This is a genomic window from Haloferula sp., assembly GCF_049672945.1.
In the GTDB taxonomy this organism is placed as follows: Bacteria; Verrucomicrobiota; Verrucomicrobiia; order Verrucomicrobiales; family Akkermansiaceae; genus Haloferula.
Genome location: NZ_JBATWY010000242.1, coordinates 1 through 18,763 on the forward strand (window position 1 = coordinate 1; position 18,763 = coordinate 18,763).

General features: G+C 57.9%; 14 protein-coding genes and 1 pseudogene. 5 read left to right on the forward strand and 10 right to left on the reverse strand.

What is annotated here, in order from left to right; genetic code table 11:
- The 9 genes and pseudogenes from WBG04_RS21160 to WBG04_RS21200 all read right to left on the reverse strand — a co-directional run.
- The coding region (locus WBG04_RS21160; RefSeq protein ID WP_424316720.1) for a c-type cytochrome at positions 1–749 on the reverse strand (749 nt) is incomplete at its 3' end.
- Positions 750–795: 46 nt separating this feature from the next.
- Positions 796–2,148 carry a hypothetical protein gene (locus WBG04_RS21165; protein WP_424316721.1) on the reverse strand — a complete coding sequence of 451 codons (1,353 nt, stop codon included), beginning with the start codon at positions 2,146–2,148 and terminating at the stop codon, positions 796–798.
- A gap of 12 nt (positions 2,149–2,160) precedes the next feature.
- A complete protein-coding gene (locus WBG04_RS21170; protein ID WP_424316722.1) occupies positions 2,161–2,865 on the reverse strand; it encodes a c-type cytochrome in 705 nt (234 codons plus the stop codon).
- Between the two features lie 20 nt (positions 2,866–2,885).
- Complete coding sequence (locus WBG04_RS21175; protein WP_424316724.1) at positions 2,886–3,440, reverse strand: DUF3341 domain-containing protein; 555 nt, start codon at positions 3,438–3,440, stop codon at positions 2,886–2,888.
- Between the two features lie 18 nt (positions 3,441–3,458).
- Positions 3,459–4,943, reverse strand: coding sequence for an NrfD/PsrC family molybdoenzyme membrane anchor subunit (gene nrfD / locus WBG04_RS21180; protein ID WP_424316726.1), 1,485 nt, complete (start codon positions 4,941–4,943; stop codon positions 3,459–3,461).
- Positions 4,944–4,970: 27 nt separating this feature from the next.
- Complete coding sequence (locus tag WBG04_RS21185; protein ID WP_424316728.1) at positions 4,971–8,303, reverse strand: TAT-variant-translocated molybdopterin oxidoreductase; 3,333 nt, start codon at positions 8,301–8,303, stop codon at positions 4,971–4,973.
- Between the two features lie 18 nt (positions 8,304–8,321).
- Positions 8,322–9,044 carry a cytochrome c3 family protein gene (locus WBG04_RS21190; protein ID WP_424316730.1) on the reverse strand — a complete coding sequence of 241 codons (723 nt, stop codon included), beginning with the start codon at positions 9,042–9,044 and terminating at the stop codon, positions 8,322–8,324.
- 187 nt (positions 9,045–9,231) lie between these two features.
- Complete coding sequence (locus WBG04_RS21195) at positions 9,232–9,576, reverse strand: hypothetical protein (protein WP_424316732.1); 345 nt, start codon at positions 9,574–9,576, stop codon at positions 9,232–9,234.
- A gap of 65 nt (positions 9,577–9,641) precedes the next feature.
- A pseudogene (locus tag WBG04_RS21200) lies at positions 9,642–9,740 on the reverse strand (IS5/IS1182 family transposase); the annotation flags it as partial.
- Positions 9,741–9,878: 138 nt separating this feature from the next.
- Here WBG04_RS21200 and WBG04_RS21205 point away from each other — a divergent pair.
- The 3 genes from WBG04_RS21205 (at position 9,879) to WBG04_RS21215 (ending at position 14,490) form a co-directional block, all read left to right on the forward strand.
- Positions 9,879–12,074, forward strand: coding sequence for a thioredoxin domain-containing protein (locus WBG04_RS21205; protein WP_424316734.1), 2,196 nt, complete (start codon positions 9,879–9,881; stop codon positions 12,072–12,074).
- A 208-nt stretch (positions 12,075–12,282) separates the two neighbouring features.
- Positions 12,283–13,599 carry a Gfo/Idh/MocA family oxidoreductase gene (locus tag WBG04_RS21210; protein ID WP_424316736.1) on the forward strand — a complete coding sequence of 439 codons (1,317 nt, stop codon included), beginning with the start codon at positions 12,283–12,285 and terminating at the stop codon, positions 13,597–13,599.
- Between the two features lie 21 nt (positions 13,600–13,620).
- A complete protein-coding gene (locus WBG04_RS21215) occupies positions 13,621–14,490 on the forward strand; it encodes a sugar phosphate isomerase/epimerase family protein (protein WP_424316739.1) in 870 nt (289 codons plus the stop codon).
- A gap of 109 nt (positions 14,491–14,599) precedes the next feature.
- On the opposite strand, the gene WBG04_RS21220 is transcribed toward WBG04_RS21215, so the two are convergent.
- Positions 14,600–15,775, reverse strand: a complete 1,176-nt coding sequence (locus tag WBG04_RS21220) for a methyltransferase domain-containing protein (protein ID WP_424316741.1) — start codon at positions 15,773–15,775, stop codon at positions 14,600–14,602.
- A 308-nt stretch (positions 15,776–16,083) separates the two neighbouring features.
- Here WBG04_RS21220 and WBG04_RS21225 point away from each other — a divergent pair, with 308 nt between their 5' ends.
- Both WBG04_RS21225 and WBG04_RS21230 read left to right on the forward strand, forming a co-directional pair.
- Positions 16,084–18,096 (forward strand): sensor histidine kinase, encoded by a 2,013-nt coding sequence (locus WBG04_RS21225; protein ID WP_424316743.1) that lies wholly within the window; start codon positions 16,084–16,086, stop codon positions 18,094–18,096.
- The gene (locus WBG04_RS21230) at positions 18,093–18,755 is read left to right on the forward strand and encodes a response regulator (RefSeq protein ID WP_424316745.1); all 663 of its coding nucleotides are present in this window, start codon (positions 18,093–18,095) and stop codon (positions 18,753–18,755) included. Before WBG04_RS21225 ends, WBG04_RS21230 begins: the two co-directional genes overlap by 4 nt.
- Positions 18,756–18,763: the final 8 nt, after the last annotated feature.

The window sequence follows — 18,763 nt, forward strand, 5'->3', positions numbered from 1 at the left end:
TCACTACGCAGGGCTTCGACCTGTGCGGGAAGCACAGGAGCGGCCGAGTTGCCGAAGGGATTTCGAACGTAGGTCAAGACCGCGGCAATCTGATCGTCGGTTTGAACTGCGAGTGGAGCCATCGGCGCGGGGAAATTGTATTCAACCCCGGAAACCGTGATCGGTCCGGTGAGACCGCGCAGTTGGATCCGGATGAGGTTTGAAACCGGTCCGGTCACCCAGTCGGAGCCCGCAAGAGGTGGAGCGATTGGTCCACCTTCTCCATTCGCTCCGTGGCACGCGGAACAGATCAGATAAGCAAGCTTTCCTTCCTCCATCACAGCCGGATCAGGCGCGGTGCCGGCCGGTGGGGTCATGTTATCCACGGCGGCGTAGTCAGCCGATGGACCTGCCGCAAGTTTCTCAGAGGTCGGGCTATTCGGAATCACCTGCGCAGGATCGTCGACCTTGCTGGGGGTGGAGGCAATCAACTGCTCACCCAGTGTCTCGAAAACGACCTCCGGCGGAACCTGAACCGCCGATCCCTCATCGACGACCTTCCAGTCAAGATTGGCAGCCTGAGCGGCGTCCACGCTGGCTCGAATCTCATAGCGCTTGATGGCAGCGGCTTGCTCGAGAGGTTCGATACCACTGTTGCCACCGGAGCGCAGCCAGAGAATCAGCAGCAGAACGCCGAAAAGCGAGATCACGCCGATACCCCACCAAAAGGCAGAAAAGCGGACGAGCGGGTTGTCGCGGGTTGGTTCCATTTCTTGGAAAACTAAAATTCTGAAGTTTGAAAAGCTGAAATCCGGGTCAGTTCGAGACGTTGGCGGATTCGAGAAGACGGGGATCGCGGTTCGGGTAGAGATTGTTCTGACCGAGGGCGCGGAGGTAAAAGAAAACAAAGCCGGAGCCGATTGCGACGAAGGCAAAAATGTCACCCAAGAAGGCACCTGGGACCGTGGTGGTCACCGGATTGTCGGAAAGACTGCCGTAGACTTCGGGAAGGATGTTCATCAGCGAAATCGAGCGCTCGGGAGCGACGATCAGGTAGTGATCGAGGACGTGCATCACCAGCGTGTAGATGCACATGATGCTGAGGAGCTTCGGTGTCCGCTTGAGCCACGCTTGAAGAAGGATCACGAATGGCACGACGAAGTGACCGAAGACCAGGGCGATCATGCCGGTGTTCCATCCTCCGGTGTTACGGATGAGGAAGTACTTGGTTTCCTCAGTGATGTTCGCATACCAGATCAGGAAGTACTGGGAGAAGGTGACATAGGCCCAGAAAATCGTGAAGGCGAGAAGCAGCTTGCCCTTGATGTGGAAGTGCTCGGGAGTCACCACCTTCTTCATGTATCCCGCTTGGCCAAGCAGAGCGCAGGTGATGATGATCACCGCCATCGAGTTCAGCGCCGAACCGGCGAAGAGGTAGACCCCCCACATGGTCGAGAACCATGTGTAATCGAGCATCATCAGCCAGTCAAAGCCGGCAAAGGTGATCGTAATCGCGAAGATGATCAGCGTGTAGGTCGAGTGGAAACGGGCGCGGAAGAGTCTCGAAGTGCCCGGATTCGGATCGCTGTCCTGAGCTACCGAGAGCTTCCGAAGACCGCGAATCACGAGACTCAGGCCGACAAAGTAGAAGGCAAAACGGATGTACCAGAAGGGAATGCTCATGTACCAGTACTTCACGTAAAGCAGATGATCGTGGGGATTGTGACTGTGGTGAAGAGCCTCTTTGGCACCAATTCCAAAGACGGAGCCAGAAATATCACGGTGCATCGTCATCCACTCGTAGAGATATTGCTGCACCTGCGGGAAGAGCAGCGGAATCGCGAAGATGAACAGATAGGGGTAAACCGATCCGAGGTTCTCCATGACTCGGCGGACGGAGGTTCCCCACCCTGAGTTCGAAACGTTGTGAAGCAGTGTCCAAAAACACCCGCCGACAGCGAGCGTGAAGAAGAAAAACAGGGCGAAGAGCCATGAGTAGGCGAAGCTGCCTGCAATCGCATCTCCCGCGCCGAAGAGCAGGAAGAAGCTGATCAGGGTGAGGATCGCCGAAAGCCCGCCGGAGATCATCTTGATCTTCTCGATCTTGGTGCTCTTGAGACGTTCCCCGTCTACCGGGATGTCTGCTGAGGTGACAATGTGGGAAGCCATGAGGAAATTCGGTTATTGGGCCTGGACGGGGTTTGAAGCCTGATGGGCCTCGAACGCGGCCTTGATCGACGGATCGGAAAGAGGAGCCTTGCGGGCAAATTGGATGGCGCGGACGTAGGCGACCACTGCCCAGCGATCACGAACGGAAAGGTTGTGCTTGTAACCACCCATGTTGCCCTTGCCATTTGAAATCACATCAAACATGCGGCCATCCGGGTAAGCGGCCGTTCCGAAGTTCTCCAAAGCCAGGTTCGCAATGCCGGGGACACCAAAGCTGGCTGTAATGCCCTGTCCGTCACCCGAGACCCCGTGACACGGCATGCAATTGACGAAATACATCTCCTTGCCCCGATTGAGGAAGGCATTGACGTTCCCCTCGTTCAAATCGAGTTCTTCGGGCATGCCGTTGGAATAGTAGTCATCGATGCCGCCGGTGTAGTAGTAGCCGGTGCCACCACCGAACTCATACTCCGGAATGCCACCGAGTTCGGTCTTGCCGTCGGACTGAAAACCAAGCGGGTGAGTGCCGGTCACCGGCAGTCGGGAACCGACATCATCGGCGAAAAAGCTGTCAGGCTTTTGCGCCTTGAGCTTGTCCTGGTCATCCATGTCGGGAAACAGGCGCAGCGGCGTGTCGGCACGCTTCGCACCGCGGATCGGCATGAGACCGACGAACAGAACGATGACGATGGCGTAGGCTAGAAAGAAGTATTTCACGTGATGAAATCGAAAAGGGGTCAGTCTTCTTCTTCGACGAGTTCGATGCTGGTGCCTCCGATCTCCTCGAGCAGCGCGCGGGTACCTTCCGGGCTGAACTTGGGATCACGGGCTTCGATGGCGATGAAGAAAGCGTCGTCAGTAGCACGATGAAACTGCTTGCTGGCGAAAAGCGGATGATTCAGGCGCGGCAACTTCATCAGCGCCAGCAGCCCGAAGAGCACGGTGAAACCGGAAAACAGGATCGTCAGTTCGAACATGATCGGGAAGAAGGCTGGAACCGAGAAGACATTCACCGGCTTCGCTTGCACGACGGTCGGGTAGAGCAGCACCTGGGTGCCGTAGGCGAGGGCAAAGGCAGTCGCCGTGCCGGTCGCACCACCACAGAACACGAGCCACGGAAGCACCGAGCGCTTGAGGCCCATGGCTCCATCAAGACCGTGAATGGGATAGGGTGAGTGACAGTCCCATCGACGGAAACCGGCATCGCGCACCTTCGCGGCCGCCTTGTAGAGGGCGGAGGCGCTCTTGAACTCGGCCAAGTAGCCGTAAACTCGTTTGCGGGTAGTGCTCACTTCAGAAGTTCTTTCGGGTTAGGCTTTGCTCGGGGCGGTTTCCTGAAGCTCGGCCTGATAGGCCGCTTCCTCGACGACTCCCCCGTCCGGATGATCCTTCTCATCATCAAAGTGTGGATCGGATTCCGGCAAGGTCCACTTCACCTCCGCAATGTTGATGCACGGCAGGAAGCGAAGGAAGAGAAGGAAGAGCATCAGGAACATCCCGATGGTGCCGACGAAGAGAAGTTGGTCCTGTCCGCTTGGTGAGTAGGTCTTCCAGTCACCCGGAAGCCACATGCGGGCCAGCGTGGTGACGATGATGACGAAACGTTCGAACCACATGCCGATGTTCACAAACATGGCGACGGTCATGACGATCCAAAGGTTCTCGCGTGCTTTCTTGAACCAGAAAACCTGAGGGGCGATGACGTTGCAGAACATCATGATGAAGTAGGCCCAGTTGTAGGGACCGGTGATCCGATACTTGAAGGCCTCCATCTCATACTTCGCTCCCGAGTAGAAGGCAACGAAGAGCTCCATCAGGTAGGCGTAGCCAACAATCGTGCCGGTCAGCAGGATGATCTTCGCCATGTTGTCGATGTGCTTCATCGTGATCAGATCCTGCAGACCGTAGATGAAGCGAGCCGGAATCATGATGGTCAGCACCATCGCAAATCCACCGAAGATCGCGCCGGCAACGAAATACGGCGGGAAGATCGTGGTGTGCCAGCCAGGCACCACCGAGGTCGCGAAGTCGAACGAAACGACAGAGTGCACCGAGAGCACCAGCGGCGTCGACAGTGCGGCCAAAAGAAGGTAGGCCATTTCGTAGTGGCTCCACTGACGGTTGCCGCCACGCCAGCCCATTGAGAAAATACCGTAGAGCATCTTGCGCAAGCCGGGCTTGCAGCGGTCACGAATGGTCGCCAGGTCCGGAACCATCCCCAGATACCAGAAGATCAGAGAGATGGTGAAGTAGGTTGAGACCGCGAACACGTCCCACAGCAGCGGTGACTTGAAGTTCTGCCAGATCGCATTGGCATTCGGAATCGGTGCGAGGAACCAGGCCATCCAGACACGGCCGACGTGGAAAGCCGGGAAAATGCCGGCGCACATCACCGCGAAAATCGTCATTGCTTCGGCAGCCCGGTTAATCGACGTCCGCCAGTTCTGGCGAGTCAGGAACAGAATGGCCGAAATCAGGGTTCCGGCGTGGCCGATACCAATCCAGAACACGAAGTTCACGATCGGCCATCCCCACATCACGCGGTTGGTGTTTCCCCAGACACCGACACCGGTCGACACAAGGTGGAACAGACCACCTCCGACACCGACAGCGGCGATCAGCGCGCTCGGAATGAAAAGCAGCCACCACAAAAATGGCTGACGGTTTTCAAGGACGCCGCAAATCCGGTCGGTGATCCAGTGATAGGAGCGACCGTTGAGGATCAGTTTTTCACGCTTGAGGACCGGAAGTTTCGGTCCTTGGCGGGTCGGGGCATTTTCAGTGGCTGTGGCCATTTCAGAAAGAGTCGTTGGGACGCCGAATCAGTGCATGTGAATCGTGGCTCGGCCGATTCGCTCGGCACCAGGCATGGCGGGATTCGGATTCTTCACGCGGGCCAGGTAACTGGTGCGTGGAGTAGTGCCGATGTAATTCAGGAGATCGTAATTCCGCTCGACTCCCTTGGCGCGCATCATGCGGCTCTTGGATTCGTCGAGCTTGTTGCCGAAGGTGATGGCATCCGCCGGGCAGGCTTCCTGGCAGGCGACTTTCACGGAGTCGACCGGGATGCGCAGCGTCTTGATGGTGACGGTGTCCTCCGTCGAATTGCCGCTCTCAAGAGCCGCCTGCTTCTGACCACGCTTCTGGCGGATCGTGGCATCCTTGAGGCGCTGCACGCAGTAGGTGCACTTTTCCATCACACCCCGCATGCGGACCGTGACGTTCGGGTTGCGCTGGAGGTGGGCCGCGGTGCCAACCTGCTTTTCACCAAGCGGTCCACGGTAAAGGTTGTGAGCGACGAGCGGATTGCGCTTGTTGTAGTCGAAGAAGTTGAATCGACGCGCCTTGTAAGGGCAGTTGTTCGCGCAGTAGCGGGTGCCGATGCAGCGATTGTAGGCCATCGCATTGAGGCCATCCTCCGTATGCACCGTCGCATTGACCGGGCAGACCGTTTCGCAGGGAGCGGACTCGCACTGCACACAAGCGACCGGCTGAGGAATCATCGAAGGATTGTCTTCGTCGACAACTAGCTGACCTTCCGCGTCCTCGTACTCTTGAGCTGCAAAGTAGCGGTCCATGCGGATCCAGTGCATCTCGCGTCCCATCGCAAGCTGTTCCTTGCCGACAATCGGGATGTTGTTCTCTGCCTGACACGCCACCAGACAGGCGTTGCAGCCCATGCATGAGGAAAGATCGATCGACATCGCCCACTGATGGATCTTGTCGTTGATCAGCGGCTCTCCATGGCGGTCCTCCTGCTTGTAGAGGGAAACATTTGGCGGCATGTGGGAATCCATCCCCTGCTTCTTGACCTTCGAAAGCTGCTTGTCGAAATCGCCCTTCACCTCATCCGGCATGGTCGAAATCTCACGAGCAATCGCACGACCATACATCGAATGGTGCTCCTGCGTGGAGGCAAGCGAGTATTTAACTCCCGTCAGGGTCGGCTTCTCGCACGTGGCGAAATAGGAAGCGTCAACCGTCCGAAGCGGATAGGCATCGAAGCCGGAGTTGACGCCGACATCGCTGACATTCATCTGACCGGAAGGGCCACGTCCAAGTTCGTCGTCGGCATTGAAACCCTGACCGTAGCCGAGAGCGACGATGATCGTATCCTCCGCCTGGCCGAAACCGATCTGGACCGGGATCTCCATGGTCCGATCACCGACCTTGATTGAGATCAGCTTGCCGGTGTGGCGTTGCCCCTCGCCATCAGGTGGCACGGCGGCGGTACCCGTCTCAAGCGGAACGATCTCATCGTAAAGATCGAGTGCCTTGGCAGTTTTTGGAGCGATCAGCGCGACATTGTCCCAGGAAATCTTGCTGATGGGATCAGGCGCTTCCTGAAGCCATCCGTTGTCGATCCAGCGACCGTCATAGACCGAGGCATCCGTGGCGAAGATGAGTTCCAACCCGCCGCCTTTCGGAGCCGACTTGATCGCCTTGTCAATCCGCCCGGCAAAGTCCAGTTCACTCGCATCGTATTTCGAGCCGGCAAGGAAGCCATCACGCAAGAGTTTCTTCCAAGCTGCCTCGCTCTCACCGGCGATGCCTTCAAAAGTTTTGCGGACGGCGGTGTAGGCCGGAGATGCGGCACCACCCTCCCCTTCACCAGTCAGCAGGAGGCCATCTTCGCTAAGGAGCGCGGCAAGCACTTCGATCTCACTCGCGCAATCGGGATAGAGCGGGAAGATCATCGGCTGGACAACAGTGTAAACACCGCTTGCCGTGCGGGCGTCCGACCAGCTTTCAAGGTAGTGACTTGAAGGAACATGCCAGCTGCAGGCATGAGCTGTCGCGTCGGTCCGGAGTCCAAAATGGACACTGGTTTTCGCCTTGGCCAAAGCTTCGCCGAAGGCAAGGTCCGCAGGTGCGTCGTAAACCGGATTCGATGGAGTGAAAAGCAACAGCGTGTCGATCTTTCCGTCGTTGAGATCCTTGGTGAGCTGTTCGATCCCTGCAAGCGCCCCTGCGTCAGTGCGAACCACCTTCACGGGCTTGCCTTCACCGACGTTGCCAAGCTTTTCATTGATGGCAGCAACAATGAGATGGACGGCTTCCGGCGCGCGCGACCCGGCAAGGACGGCAGAACTGCCCGGCTTCAGGTCAGCGACCATTTTTTCAATCCACGTGACCGTCTCGGCATCGGGCGCCTCAACGGCACCAACATTGACACCGGCTCCAACCTTCCGCGCGATTTCCGCAGCGATCGTGAGAAGCTGGCTCGGCTTCACCCGCAAGCGGTGATCGGCCATGCCACCGGTCAATGAGAAGGCACTTTCAAACGAGTAGAGTCGATTCATCGCCTCCACACTCGGCTTCTTGTCATAGCCGGAGCCCTCCGGCTTGCGGCGTGCGAAAAACGGAGCCACGGGTCCGACCGGGTCGAGGCCGGCAAAGTCGCAATCAAGCGAAACCACCTGATCCGCCTTCGAAAAATCGACAACGAGCTTCTGATCACCGCCAAAGGCCTTGGACACCTCTCCTTCGAGCGCTTCGTAGGCGTAAAATCTGGCGTTCCCGTCGAACTTGGCTTCAAGCTCCTTGGTCAGGCGGGCACGTGTTGGGGAATCATCCCGACCGAACACAACGCCGATCTTTGAGGATGGCTCGGCAGCAACTGTGGCAACTACGGCTTCCAACTCGGCACGCGTAGCCGGCTGACCATCCTTGAGAACCTGCCTTGAACGAGCAGGATTGTAGAGATCGAGAACACTCGCTTGTGCGAACGCGTCTGTTCCGGAGTTGTCCGGATGGAGCGTGTTGGGACCGACCTTTGTCGGGCGACCTTCAAATGTCGTCACGACCAGCGGTGTGGCACCGCTCGAACGCGGAAAACTAGAGGCATAGTAAGTCGCCTTGCCGGGAATCACCCACTCAGGCGCGTTGGCGTAAGGAAGAATGAAACTCTCCGGCCGACGACATGCCGCCATGCCGAAACCTGCCAGTGCCGTTGAGGCACCCATCAGTTTCAGGAACGAACGACGCGATGTTTCGGCGTCCTTGTCATCCACCATTTCGGCGGCCCCTCTTGGAAACTCGAGCTCCAGCCAATTGCGGAATTCAGGCGTGTTTCGAAGCTGCCCCGCACTTCTCCAGGAGACGGTGGTGTCGTCTGCAGGAACTTCGGGGTGTTGCCAGATGCGTTTGCTCATGGGTCAGCGAAAAATAAATCAGTGGTGGCAGGTGGCGCAGGATTCACGCGGCTGGATCCGCCACATCTCCTTCAGTTTCAGGCCGAGATCCTCGGCAGTATCAACCTGGAGGCGCTCGGCGTTGGAGACCCCGTCGACTTTTCGAGCGAGGTAGTCCTTCGGGTCATAGTCGAGATTATAGACCTCCTCGAGCGGACGAAGATGGTCTTCCGGCGCGCGGTGACATTCAAGACACCATCCCATCGAAAGGCTCTGATCCTGGTAGACGACTTCCATCTCATCGACCCGGCCGTGACAACTCACACAGGAGACGCCGCGGTTCACGTGAGCCGAATGGTTGAAGTAAACGTAATCCGGAGCCTTGTGAACACGCACCCACTCGACCGGCTTGCCGAAATCGGGGTGGTTGAGCGTGGGATCCATCCGATTCCGCAAAGGCTGGAGTTTCGGACTGTCCTGCTGAACGTGCTGGTGACAGTTCCAGCAGGTGTTTGAGGTCGGAACATTCGAGTGACCAGCCACGTCCACGAAGGAGTGGCAGTAGCGGCAGTCGAGGCCCAGTTGACCGGCGTGGATCTTGTGGGAAAAGGGAATCGGCTGGGAGGGCTGATAACCTACCGCAAGGGTCTTCGGGGTCCCATACCAAGTAAAAGCAGCAACCGCTCCAGCACCGAGGGCCCCGGCACAGATCGCGATTTTGAATGGGAGTATGTTGGTCCAGCGAGGGAAGAAGTTGGCCATGACGGTCGTCGTCGGAATGCTCGGCGGGGTCAAATTGGGCGCTTGTGAAAAATTTCACAAGCTCTTTTAAGCTTTCAGCCGAAAGGGTTCCGGCCGCGCGAGGGTGTTGCAAAGAGCGCCCCGGCTGGCAACCGGAAAAAAGGAAATTCTTTCGAATAGACGAAAGAATGGTTGCGAAAATCCTTGTTTAGGTAGGATTCGACGACTTGTTGATATTTGAGTTCCAATTCAGACCCTTCTCAGCCCGCCATTTCCGGAAGGCGGCAAATTGTTCCTTCTTTGGAAGTCCGGCACGCTTGGGATCCTCCATCATGAATTCCTGAAACAATCTGGTCTGTTCTCCCGACTCGGCCCCGGTATCAGCAGCGCCCGCCCCCTCTTCCTGTGAATGGTGCGGCTTCTTTCCAAGCTGTTCCTCAATTCGCCGCAGCCTGCTACTCGTGCTCATCTGGCTGAACCAAACCAGCAAGAGAAGAAGCAGGATCGCTCCCAACAAGAGCCACAGGGCCATCGGCAATTCCAAAACGGGCATGCCTCAAGAGAATCTCACGTGATCAACTCGGTCGATGAAAAATAAGAAAGCACTGAAAGATGTGACATCCGCTCGAGCCCATTGGGAGGACGGCCGCGTCTGCCATCAGGATCGTGGGGCTTGAGCGCGACAAGCAGATCATCCCGGGGAACCACATCCACCATCGAGATCAGGAGTTTCCTCTGGTGGCTACTGGGATCAAATCAGCGTTTCTATAAAGGATCAGTGATTCCGATTGAGGATCAATGCCGCATACCTCCGAGGTGTGATTGACAAAAGACCGCAATCCCTGACCGTTAGTCATGAGATTTCTGCAGGTTCTTTCCCTTCTCACTCTTCCCCTCATCGCCGTGGAACCAAAGGAGTCCAACGAAAAGCTCAATCGCCTCGCAGAAGAAAGCTCCCCTTACCTGAAGCAGCACGCGACCAATCCCGTCGACTGGTATCCTTGGGGCGAGGAAGCTTTCGCGAAGGCCCGCAAGGAAAACAAACCGATCTTCCTCTCGGTCGGCTACTCGACCTGCCACTGGTGCCACGTCATGGCCCGCGAGTCCTTCGCCAACCCGGAGATTGCGGCGGTGATGAACGAGCATTTCATCAACATCAAACTCGACCGCGAGGAACGTCCCGACGTCGATCAGGTCTACATGACCTTTGTCCAGGCGAGCACCGGCAGCGGCGGTTGGCCGCTCAACGTCTGGCTGACACCCGATCTCAAACCCTTCGTCGGCGGCACCTATTTCCCGCCAAAAGACTCCGAGGGCCAGCCAGGATTCAAGACGGTCCTCCTGAAACTCTCCGAGGCATGGAAGAAGGACGAGAAGGCCATTCGAGAGCAAGCAGGAGTCGTCGTCGAAGAACTCAAGAGAATGACTCAGTCCCAGCCGACAGCCGACAAATCCCTGCCCGGCCCAGAAGTCCTGAAAAAAGTCTACGAGACCTTCCTCCGCTCGTTCGACGAAGAATTTGGCGGCTTTAGCAAGGCTCCCAAATTCCCCCGTGTCTCCACCCTCGACCTGCTCCACTACTTCGCAGCGACCAAGACGCCAGACACCGACCGAGCGCTCGAAATGAGCCGCAGCACCCTCGACACCATCAACCTGGGTGGCATTCACGACCACCTCGGCGGAGGCTTCCACCGTTACTCCGTCGACCGCTTCTGGCACGTGCCCCACTACGAGAAAATGCTCTACGACCAGGCCCAGCTGGCCATCGCCTTTCTCGAAGCCAGCCGTCTCGATCCCAATCCCTCCTTTGAAGCCGCTGCTCTCGACGTCTTCAACTACGTCGAGCGCGTCCTCACCCATCCCGAAGGTGGATTTTTCTCCGCTGAAGACGCCGACAGCATGGCAAGCCCCGATGCGGATCATAAGACCGAAGGAGCTTTCTACATTTGGACCAAACCGGAAATCGACCAACTCCTCGGCGACGATGCAGCCCTCTTCAATGCGGTCTACGGCGTCGAAGAAAACGGCAACTCACCGCCGGGTAGTGACCCCCACGGCGACCTCAAGAATCAGAACACGCTCATCCGCCGGCTCAGCAATGCCGAAGCTGCTGAGAAGTTTGACCTGACCGACGAAGAGCTCGCCTCCCGACTCGCCTCCGCCGAAAAACGCCTCTTCGATGCTCGCGAAAAGCGACCTCATCCCCATCTCGACGACAAGATCCTCACCGCATGGAACGGCCTCATGATCTCGGCTTACGCCAAAGCCTTCAAGCAACTCGGCAACCCCGACCATCTCAAGGCAGCCACCAGATCCGCCGAGTTCATTGAGAAGAAACTCTACGACCCCAAGCGGGGCGTCCTGCTCCGGAGCTACCGTGAAGGTCAGACGGGCGTCGATGCTTTCGCCGCCGACTATGCCTTCTTCATCCAAGGCCTTCTCGATCTCTACGAGGCGGGTTTCGACGTCCATTGGCTGCGTCTCGCCGACCAGCTTCAGGAAAAGCAGGACGAGCTGTTTCTCGACAAGGAACACGGCGGCTACTTCTCGACCACCGGCACGGACGACAGTATCCTGATCCGACCCAAGGAAGCCTACGATGGAGCCGAACCCTCGGAGAACTCGATCTCATCTAACAACCTGCTGCGACTTGGTTCGATCCTCCACCAGAATGATCGCATCGACCGCGCCAAAGACGTCATCCGTGCCTTCGGCAGCGACCTTGAAGAGGCCCCCACCGCCCTCCCCCGCATGCTCGTCTCCGCCGCTGCCCTGCAAAGCAAGTCGGCCCAGGTCGTCATCGCCGGCCAACCCGACGCCCCCGACACGCTCGCTCTGTTAGAACTCGCCCGCACCCACGCCAAACCTAATCAGGTCATCGTCGTCGCCGACGGAGGTGAAGCTCAGGACTACCTCTCTTCGCATGCCGAGTTCTTTAAATCGATCAAGCCCATCGACGGCAAAGCCACCGCCTACGTCTGTGAAAACTTTGTCTGCCAGCTACCCAGCAACGACCCCGAGGTCATCGAAAAGCAGCTTCGCGCCAAATAGCAACCTGCGTATCACCATAATTAATTGAAACCCTTGATGGAACTTCGACGCTCAGGGATCTCGAAATCAGACCGAGTGCTTCAATTCGGTGGAGCGAGCCGCTTCGACCGAGCCCCCGCGAGGCCCGAGTCTCTTGACCTTTTCCTGATGATCGCCGACGGATTCCAGCCCGAGCTGGCTCGACACGATCCAAAACCCCAATCCTAACATGAAGCGACCGCCACCGCCTGCTCCGATCGCCTCGTTCCGCCCGACCACCCGCCGCAAGGTGCTCGGTGGCCTCGCCGCCACCGCCGCTCCGCTGATCATCCCTTCCCGCTTGCTCGGAAAAAATGCCCCATCGAACAAGATCACCCTCGGCTTCATCGGCATGGGTCTTCAGGGGACCGGACGCAACCTCACCTCATTCAAAAACCAATCTGACGCCGTCACCCTCGCCGTCTGCGACGTCCGGATGTCATCGGCCCTCAAGGCAAAGCAGATCGTCGACCAGCACCACGGCAACAGCGACTGCCTTGCCTGCCAGGATTTCCGGGAACTCATCGCCCGCGACGACATCGACGCAATCGTCATCTCGACGCCCGACCACTGGCACGTGCCGCTCTCGATGGCCGCGCTGCAGGCCGGCAAGGACGTGTTCTGCGAAAAACCAAGCCTGACGATTACCGAGGGCCGCAAATTGGTCGACGAAGTCGCCGCGCGCAAAGCGGTTTTCCAGTGGGGCATCGAAGATCGATCGCTCATCAAATATCACCGCCTCGCCGGGTGGGCCCGCAGCGGAATGCTCGGCCAGCTCAAGTCAATCGAAGTGGTGCTGCCTTACAAGCAACCTTATCCGAAGGAAGCACCAGCCCCGGTCCCGGATGACCTCGACTGGAACCTCTGGCTCGGCCCGGCACCATTTCACCCCTACACCCCCCGCCGCACCGACCCGCAGCACTGGCGCATGATCAAGGACTACAGCGGGGGCAACATCACCGACTGGGGGTCCCACCTGATCGACACTGCCCAAGTCGGAGCCCGCATGGAAGCCAGCGGCCCGGTTGAAATTTCCGGTAGCAGCGAAATGCCGGATTCTGAAACCTCGGAAAGCAGCGTTCCGGTCCATTGCGACCTCCACTACCGCTACCCGAACGGCGTGGAGATGTCCGTCAAGGATGGTGACGTCGACATCAAGTTCGTCGGCACCGACGGCTGGGCCCGCTGCAAGGGCTGGAACGGGCAATGGTCCGCCAGCAATCACGAGATGCTCCGCATCGACAAATTCCCACCCGAAGCCGAATTCTGGCCGCTTCCGCCGATCGAACATCGCGACTTTCTCGACGCGGTGAAGTCGCGCGGCAAACCGGCCTACCACGTCGAGGCAGGACACCGGCTCGCCACCACCCTGCACCTTGGCCACCTCGCGGCACGCTCGGGCCGCACGATCCGCTGGGATCCGGAAAAGGAGGCCTTCCCCATCGACGACACCGAAAGCGCCAAGAGCTTCATCTACCGCCGTCCGGCCCGCGACTGGACCGCCTGAATTCCCCGACAGCGACCTCTCATGAGAAACCCCGAAGCAACCAATACCGTGAGGCGCCTGGTCCTCCTGACCGCCCTTGTTCTTGCCACGGCTTCACCCCAGGCCATCGCCGACGATAAGACCTTTTCACCCTCGTTCTACGCTTTCGAGAACGGCGTCAAGTATGAGACCGTCGCCCAAGGTGCCGCCCACATGAAGGAACTCGGATACGATGGTGTCGGCTCGGTGCACGCGAACGTGCTCGACGAATTCCTGAAGGAGTTCGATGCCGCCGGGTTGAAGACCTTCAGCATCTACGTCGGCGGCAGGGTGTCGGCAAATGACTTCACCTACGACCCCTCGGTCACCCGCGCGATCCGAGCCCTCAAGGGCCGGGATTCACTCGTCGAACTCTTTGTTCTGGCTGGCAAGGATCCCAACGATACCCAGGCCACCGCCTTTGTTCGCGAAATTGCAGCCGAGGCGGAGAAAGCCGGACTGCGCGTCGTCCTCTACCCCCACGACAATCTATACATCGAGACGATTGGCGATGCGCTGCGCATTGCCAAGGCATCCGGATGCACCAACGTCGGCGTCGCTTTCAACCTTTGCCACTTCATGAAGGTCGAGCCGGAGAGCGACCTGCACCAGACACTCAAAGCAGCCAAACCATGGTTGTGGAGCGTCAGCACCTGCGGCGCGGACCGCGGGGGAACCAACTGGGACACGCTCATCCAGCCGCTCGACAAGGGCACCTTCGATCAGGCCGAATTGCTGCGACACCTGCGTGAAATCGGCTATACCGGCGACATCGGCCTCCAGTGCTACGCCATCAAGGAACCTTCCAGTCAACACCTCGCACGATCCCTCGATGCTTGGAAATCCGCACTCGCCGCCAGCCTCAGAAATTAGGCCAAGGACCCAGCCACCGACTCATCCCTCCATGCTTCGTGATGGCTTAAGAAACGGTGATCGGAGGTGACTCAGGCCCGGAATTCAACGACGGGGGCCATGCTAAAACTCAGCAACAACTCGCCCCGTCACCCGCGTCGCGGCAAGTCGCCGTTTCGGTCGTCGCATCGTAGTCCGCACCCTTGGTTTCCTTCGGATGCCTCTCACTCGTTCGGGAACAATCGTAAGGTTCAGCCTCGGAGAGCGGAATCTCAGTGAGTGGATCAACGAACTCGAAGAAGTCCGCATAGGGGGCTTTCTTGTAGAGATTGTAAGTCTTGTCGCAGACCGCGTAGCGCTTGCCGCGCTCCATCGCGTGGCCGTCATCATCGAGGACCTTGAGAAAAGGCCCCCGGTAGATCACGGCCTGATTGCGTTCAAAGCAAGGACCCTGCTTGCCCTTCCATGCCTGAATCGTCACCGAGCGAAACTCGATCCCCTCGACCGTCTGCCACGGCACTGCATCGCGTTTTAGAATTTCGATGCCATAGAAGCCGGCATCTTCGAAGGCCTTGAGAAAACCTTCCTCAGTGTAAGCACCACTGATGCAGCCACTCCACAAATTGGGATCGTCCTGCATCGCCTCAGGAATCTCCTCGTCACTCACGATGTCCGAAATAACAGCGCGTCCCCCGTTCTTGAGCACCCGGAAAAGTTCGTCGAAAAGCTGCCGTTTGAGCCGACTCTCCACCAGATTGAGCACGCAGTTAGAAACCACCACATCGATCGAATCACTGGCGACAAGCGGTTGTTTCACCCGCAACTCACCCGCCAGTTCTTCTGCCGCCAGAAAGGAATTCGCACTGGCCACCGGACTTTTGGCGAGGGCCTCGTCCAGCAGGTTGAGGTCCAAACCGAGATCCTGAATCCGTCCTTTTCTGAACTCGACGTTCGAGTAGCCGATTCTTTCAGCCACGATCGGCGCATTGCGGGCCGCGACCTCGAGCATGTCGTCGGTCATGTCGACTCCGATGACCCGCCCCTTGGGACCCACGACTTGGGAGGCAATAAAGCAGATCTTCCCTGTGCCCGAACCCAGATCCAGAACCACTTCTCCTGGATTCAGGTATTTGGAAGGATCACCACAGCCGTAGTCCTTCTCGATCACCTCAGCGGGAATCTTCTCCAAGTATTTCGGATCGTAGTCCACCGGGCAACACAGGGCCGCTTCCGGCACCTTCGCGGCGGCAGCGTATCGATCTCGGGTGGCAGTTTCGGCAGAGGTCCGTGCATTGTTACTCATCATTGGCCGCAAGGTGGAGGCGCTCAGACCCAGATCAATTCCCAACTTTTCGACGCCAAAACGGCAATTTCCGCCCCCAAATCCGTCCTACGTGATTGTGTTCTAAAAAATTATTTACTTTTCTTAAAGAAATTCGAGGACCCTCCCGGGAGACGCGAAACCTGAGCAAACCCTATAAAAACAGGTGAAAAATGAAAACCGGAGCCCTCACCCAAGAACCACAGACACCTAAATAGCTAATTCGTTCAAATAAAAATGCTCGCCCGAAATCTTAAAAATGTTAAGAACCTCAGCGCTGTCCCCAACCCCATATGAGCAAGATATCCCGTCCCAGGATCTCGCTGCTCGCTCTGAGTCTCATCTTGCCCGTTTTCCTTGTGGAAACGGTTCCAGCCGCAGATGAAGCTCGGTCGAGCAACCCGATCGGTCGTGTCGCACGGCTATTCAATCCCGAACTCGTTCAAGTCGAAGACCGGATCGATTGGCTTCAAAGCCGTCTTCGCGGTTTATCAGCCTACACACCCCGACCTCTGAAGGAGTCGCTTGGCTGGCGTGCCGGCTGGATCGAAGCAGACATTGAGGATCCGTCGATCACTCTGGATCTTGGCGGCGTCTATCCGCTGAGCGACGTCTATTTGATTCCAGCTCAGGAACAACTCAGCCTCAATAGCAGGCTTTTCCCTTACCGTTTCAAGGTCGAGGCATCGCGCTCCCCGGATTTTGTCGACGCCGAGACCCTCTTCCAGTCCAGCGAGACCAACCTTGGGACGGTCGAAGGCTATCCCTTTCGTATTCAGGCACGTGATATCGATGCCCAATACGTCCGCCTGACGCTTCAGCAAGGTCACCGACATGGTCTCCACCATATTGCGGCCCTGTCCGAAATGGTCGTCATTTCCGGTGGTGAGCCCGTCTCTTTCGGCGCCACCGTTTCTGCGACCCATTCGATGAACGGATCCAACGAATGGAGCGCCGATTTCATCAACGACGGCCGCAGTCCGCTCGGTCTCTGGGAGGGCGGCAACTGGACGAATTCCCGCGGCTTCTACCTCGAAGTACCGGCCAACAATCCAGTCGTCGAATGGATCATCGATCTTGGCCAAAGTGAAGCCATCGATCGGGTCGTACTCTTTCCGTATCTGCTTCCTGAACTCGCCGGACCTGGCGTACTCCCTCAAGCGATAACCATCGCCCTCGGTGATGAGCCAACTGTCATCGGCGCCAGCCAGAAGGCGATGCTGTCCGGCGGAGAAGCCTCATGTCCGAGAATGATTCCGATGCACACCGAGTCGGGCCGCTATCTCATCATTCGATCAGACGATGCCCTGCCGCTTGGCCCACGCCGTATCCAGGCGCTCTCGGAAATTGAAATCTGGTCGCAGGGACGGAACCTGGCTGCAGGACGCCCCGTCCTCATCCGCCACAATGGCAGCGAAAGAACCGACACGCCGGAAATCACCGACGGCTATGCCAACGGCCTGCAGATCTTTCCGGTCGATCAATGGCTGAGACAACTCACTGAACGTGGCGAGATTGAGAACGAGCAGGCCAGCCTGGTTCCCGTTCGTACCTCGATGGCCAGCGAAAGTGAGATCAATGCGACTTGGGGAGCCTCCATCGCGATCGGGCTCACGTTCCTTATCCCTGTCGCCATCGTCGAGCGGCGTCGGCTCGTTTCCCGCAACCAGATCGACAACCTTCGCAAGCGTATTGCCTCCGACCTTCACGACGACATCGGCAGCAACCTTGGCAGCATCTCGCTGATCGCAAGAGCTGCCAAACGCGATCTCCAACGTCTCCACGGTCCCGATGTGATCGCTCAAGACCTCAGTGAAATGGAGGTCATCGCCCGTGAGAGTTCACTCGCCATGCGCGACATCGTCTGGCTCCTGGAGCGCCGCCAAGACACCATCGGAGACTTCGTCCAGCGCATGCAGGACACCGCCTCAAGGCTTCTTCGGGACGTCGAATACGACGTGGTCTGCCGCTCGAACCGCACGGCTGCCAAGATGACCCTCGACGCCAAGCGCCACCTGTTCCTGTTCTATAAAGAGGCGCTCCACAACATCCTCAAACATTCGCAAGCCACCGAAGTCGACGTGAGAATCTTCGATTCACAAGACCGCCTGGTCATGGAGGTCCGCGACAATGGCGTTGGCCTGAAGCGCGACGATCAGAACCGTCCGATCGTCGGTCGCAAGCTTACCGATCGCGCCGGCGTCCTTGATGGCCTGCTGCAGGTCGAATCCGAACCCGGCGAAGGGACGGTCCTACGTCTCGCCGTCAAACGATCCAGTTTAGTAACAACCAAAGAAGCCGCATGATTAACATAGACACCAAAATTCCAACCCGAATCTGGATTCTCGAAGACCACGCCCAGTTCGCCAAGCAGCTTTGCCGCTTGATCGACAGCGAGGACGACATGGGAGTCGAGAAAGCCTTCTCCCATCCCGATGAGCTGCTCTCAGAGCTGGCCTATTCGTCCGCGAATCTTCCTGATCTGATGCTCTTCGACCTCGGGCTACCGGGTAAGGATGGCCTCCAGATGCTGCGGGAAGTCAAAGGCCTGGCACCAGAGCAGAAGATCGTCGTTCTGACCTCATTTGATGATCGCGAGCGAGTCTATCGCGCGATCTGCAATGGCGCTTCAGGTTACCTGCTCAAGACATCGGAACCCGAAGACATCGTTGCTGGCATCCGCAACGTGGTCAAGGGAACCGCCGCCCTGAGCGGTGAAGTGGCGAGCATGATTCTCGAAGGCTTCTCCAAGCTTGGCCCGATCGAAGAAACCGAACCGCTCACGGCCCGCGAAGAAGAAGTGCTCCGTGCGATGGTCAAGGGATTCATCAAGAAGGAGATCGCCGATCAGCTCGACATCTCCCAACATACGGTCGACATGCACTTGCGCAGCGTCTACCGGAAACTCCATGTCCGAACCCAGACCGAAGCGGTCTCGAAGGCGCTCCGCAAGGGCCTCGTTTAGTATAGCTT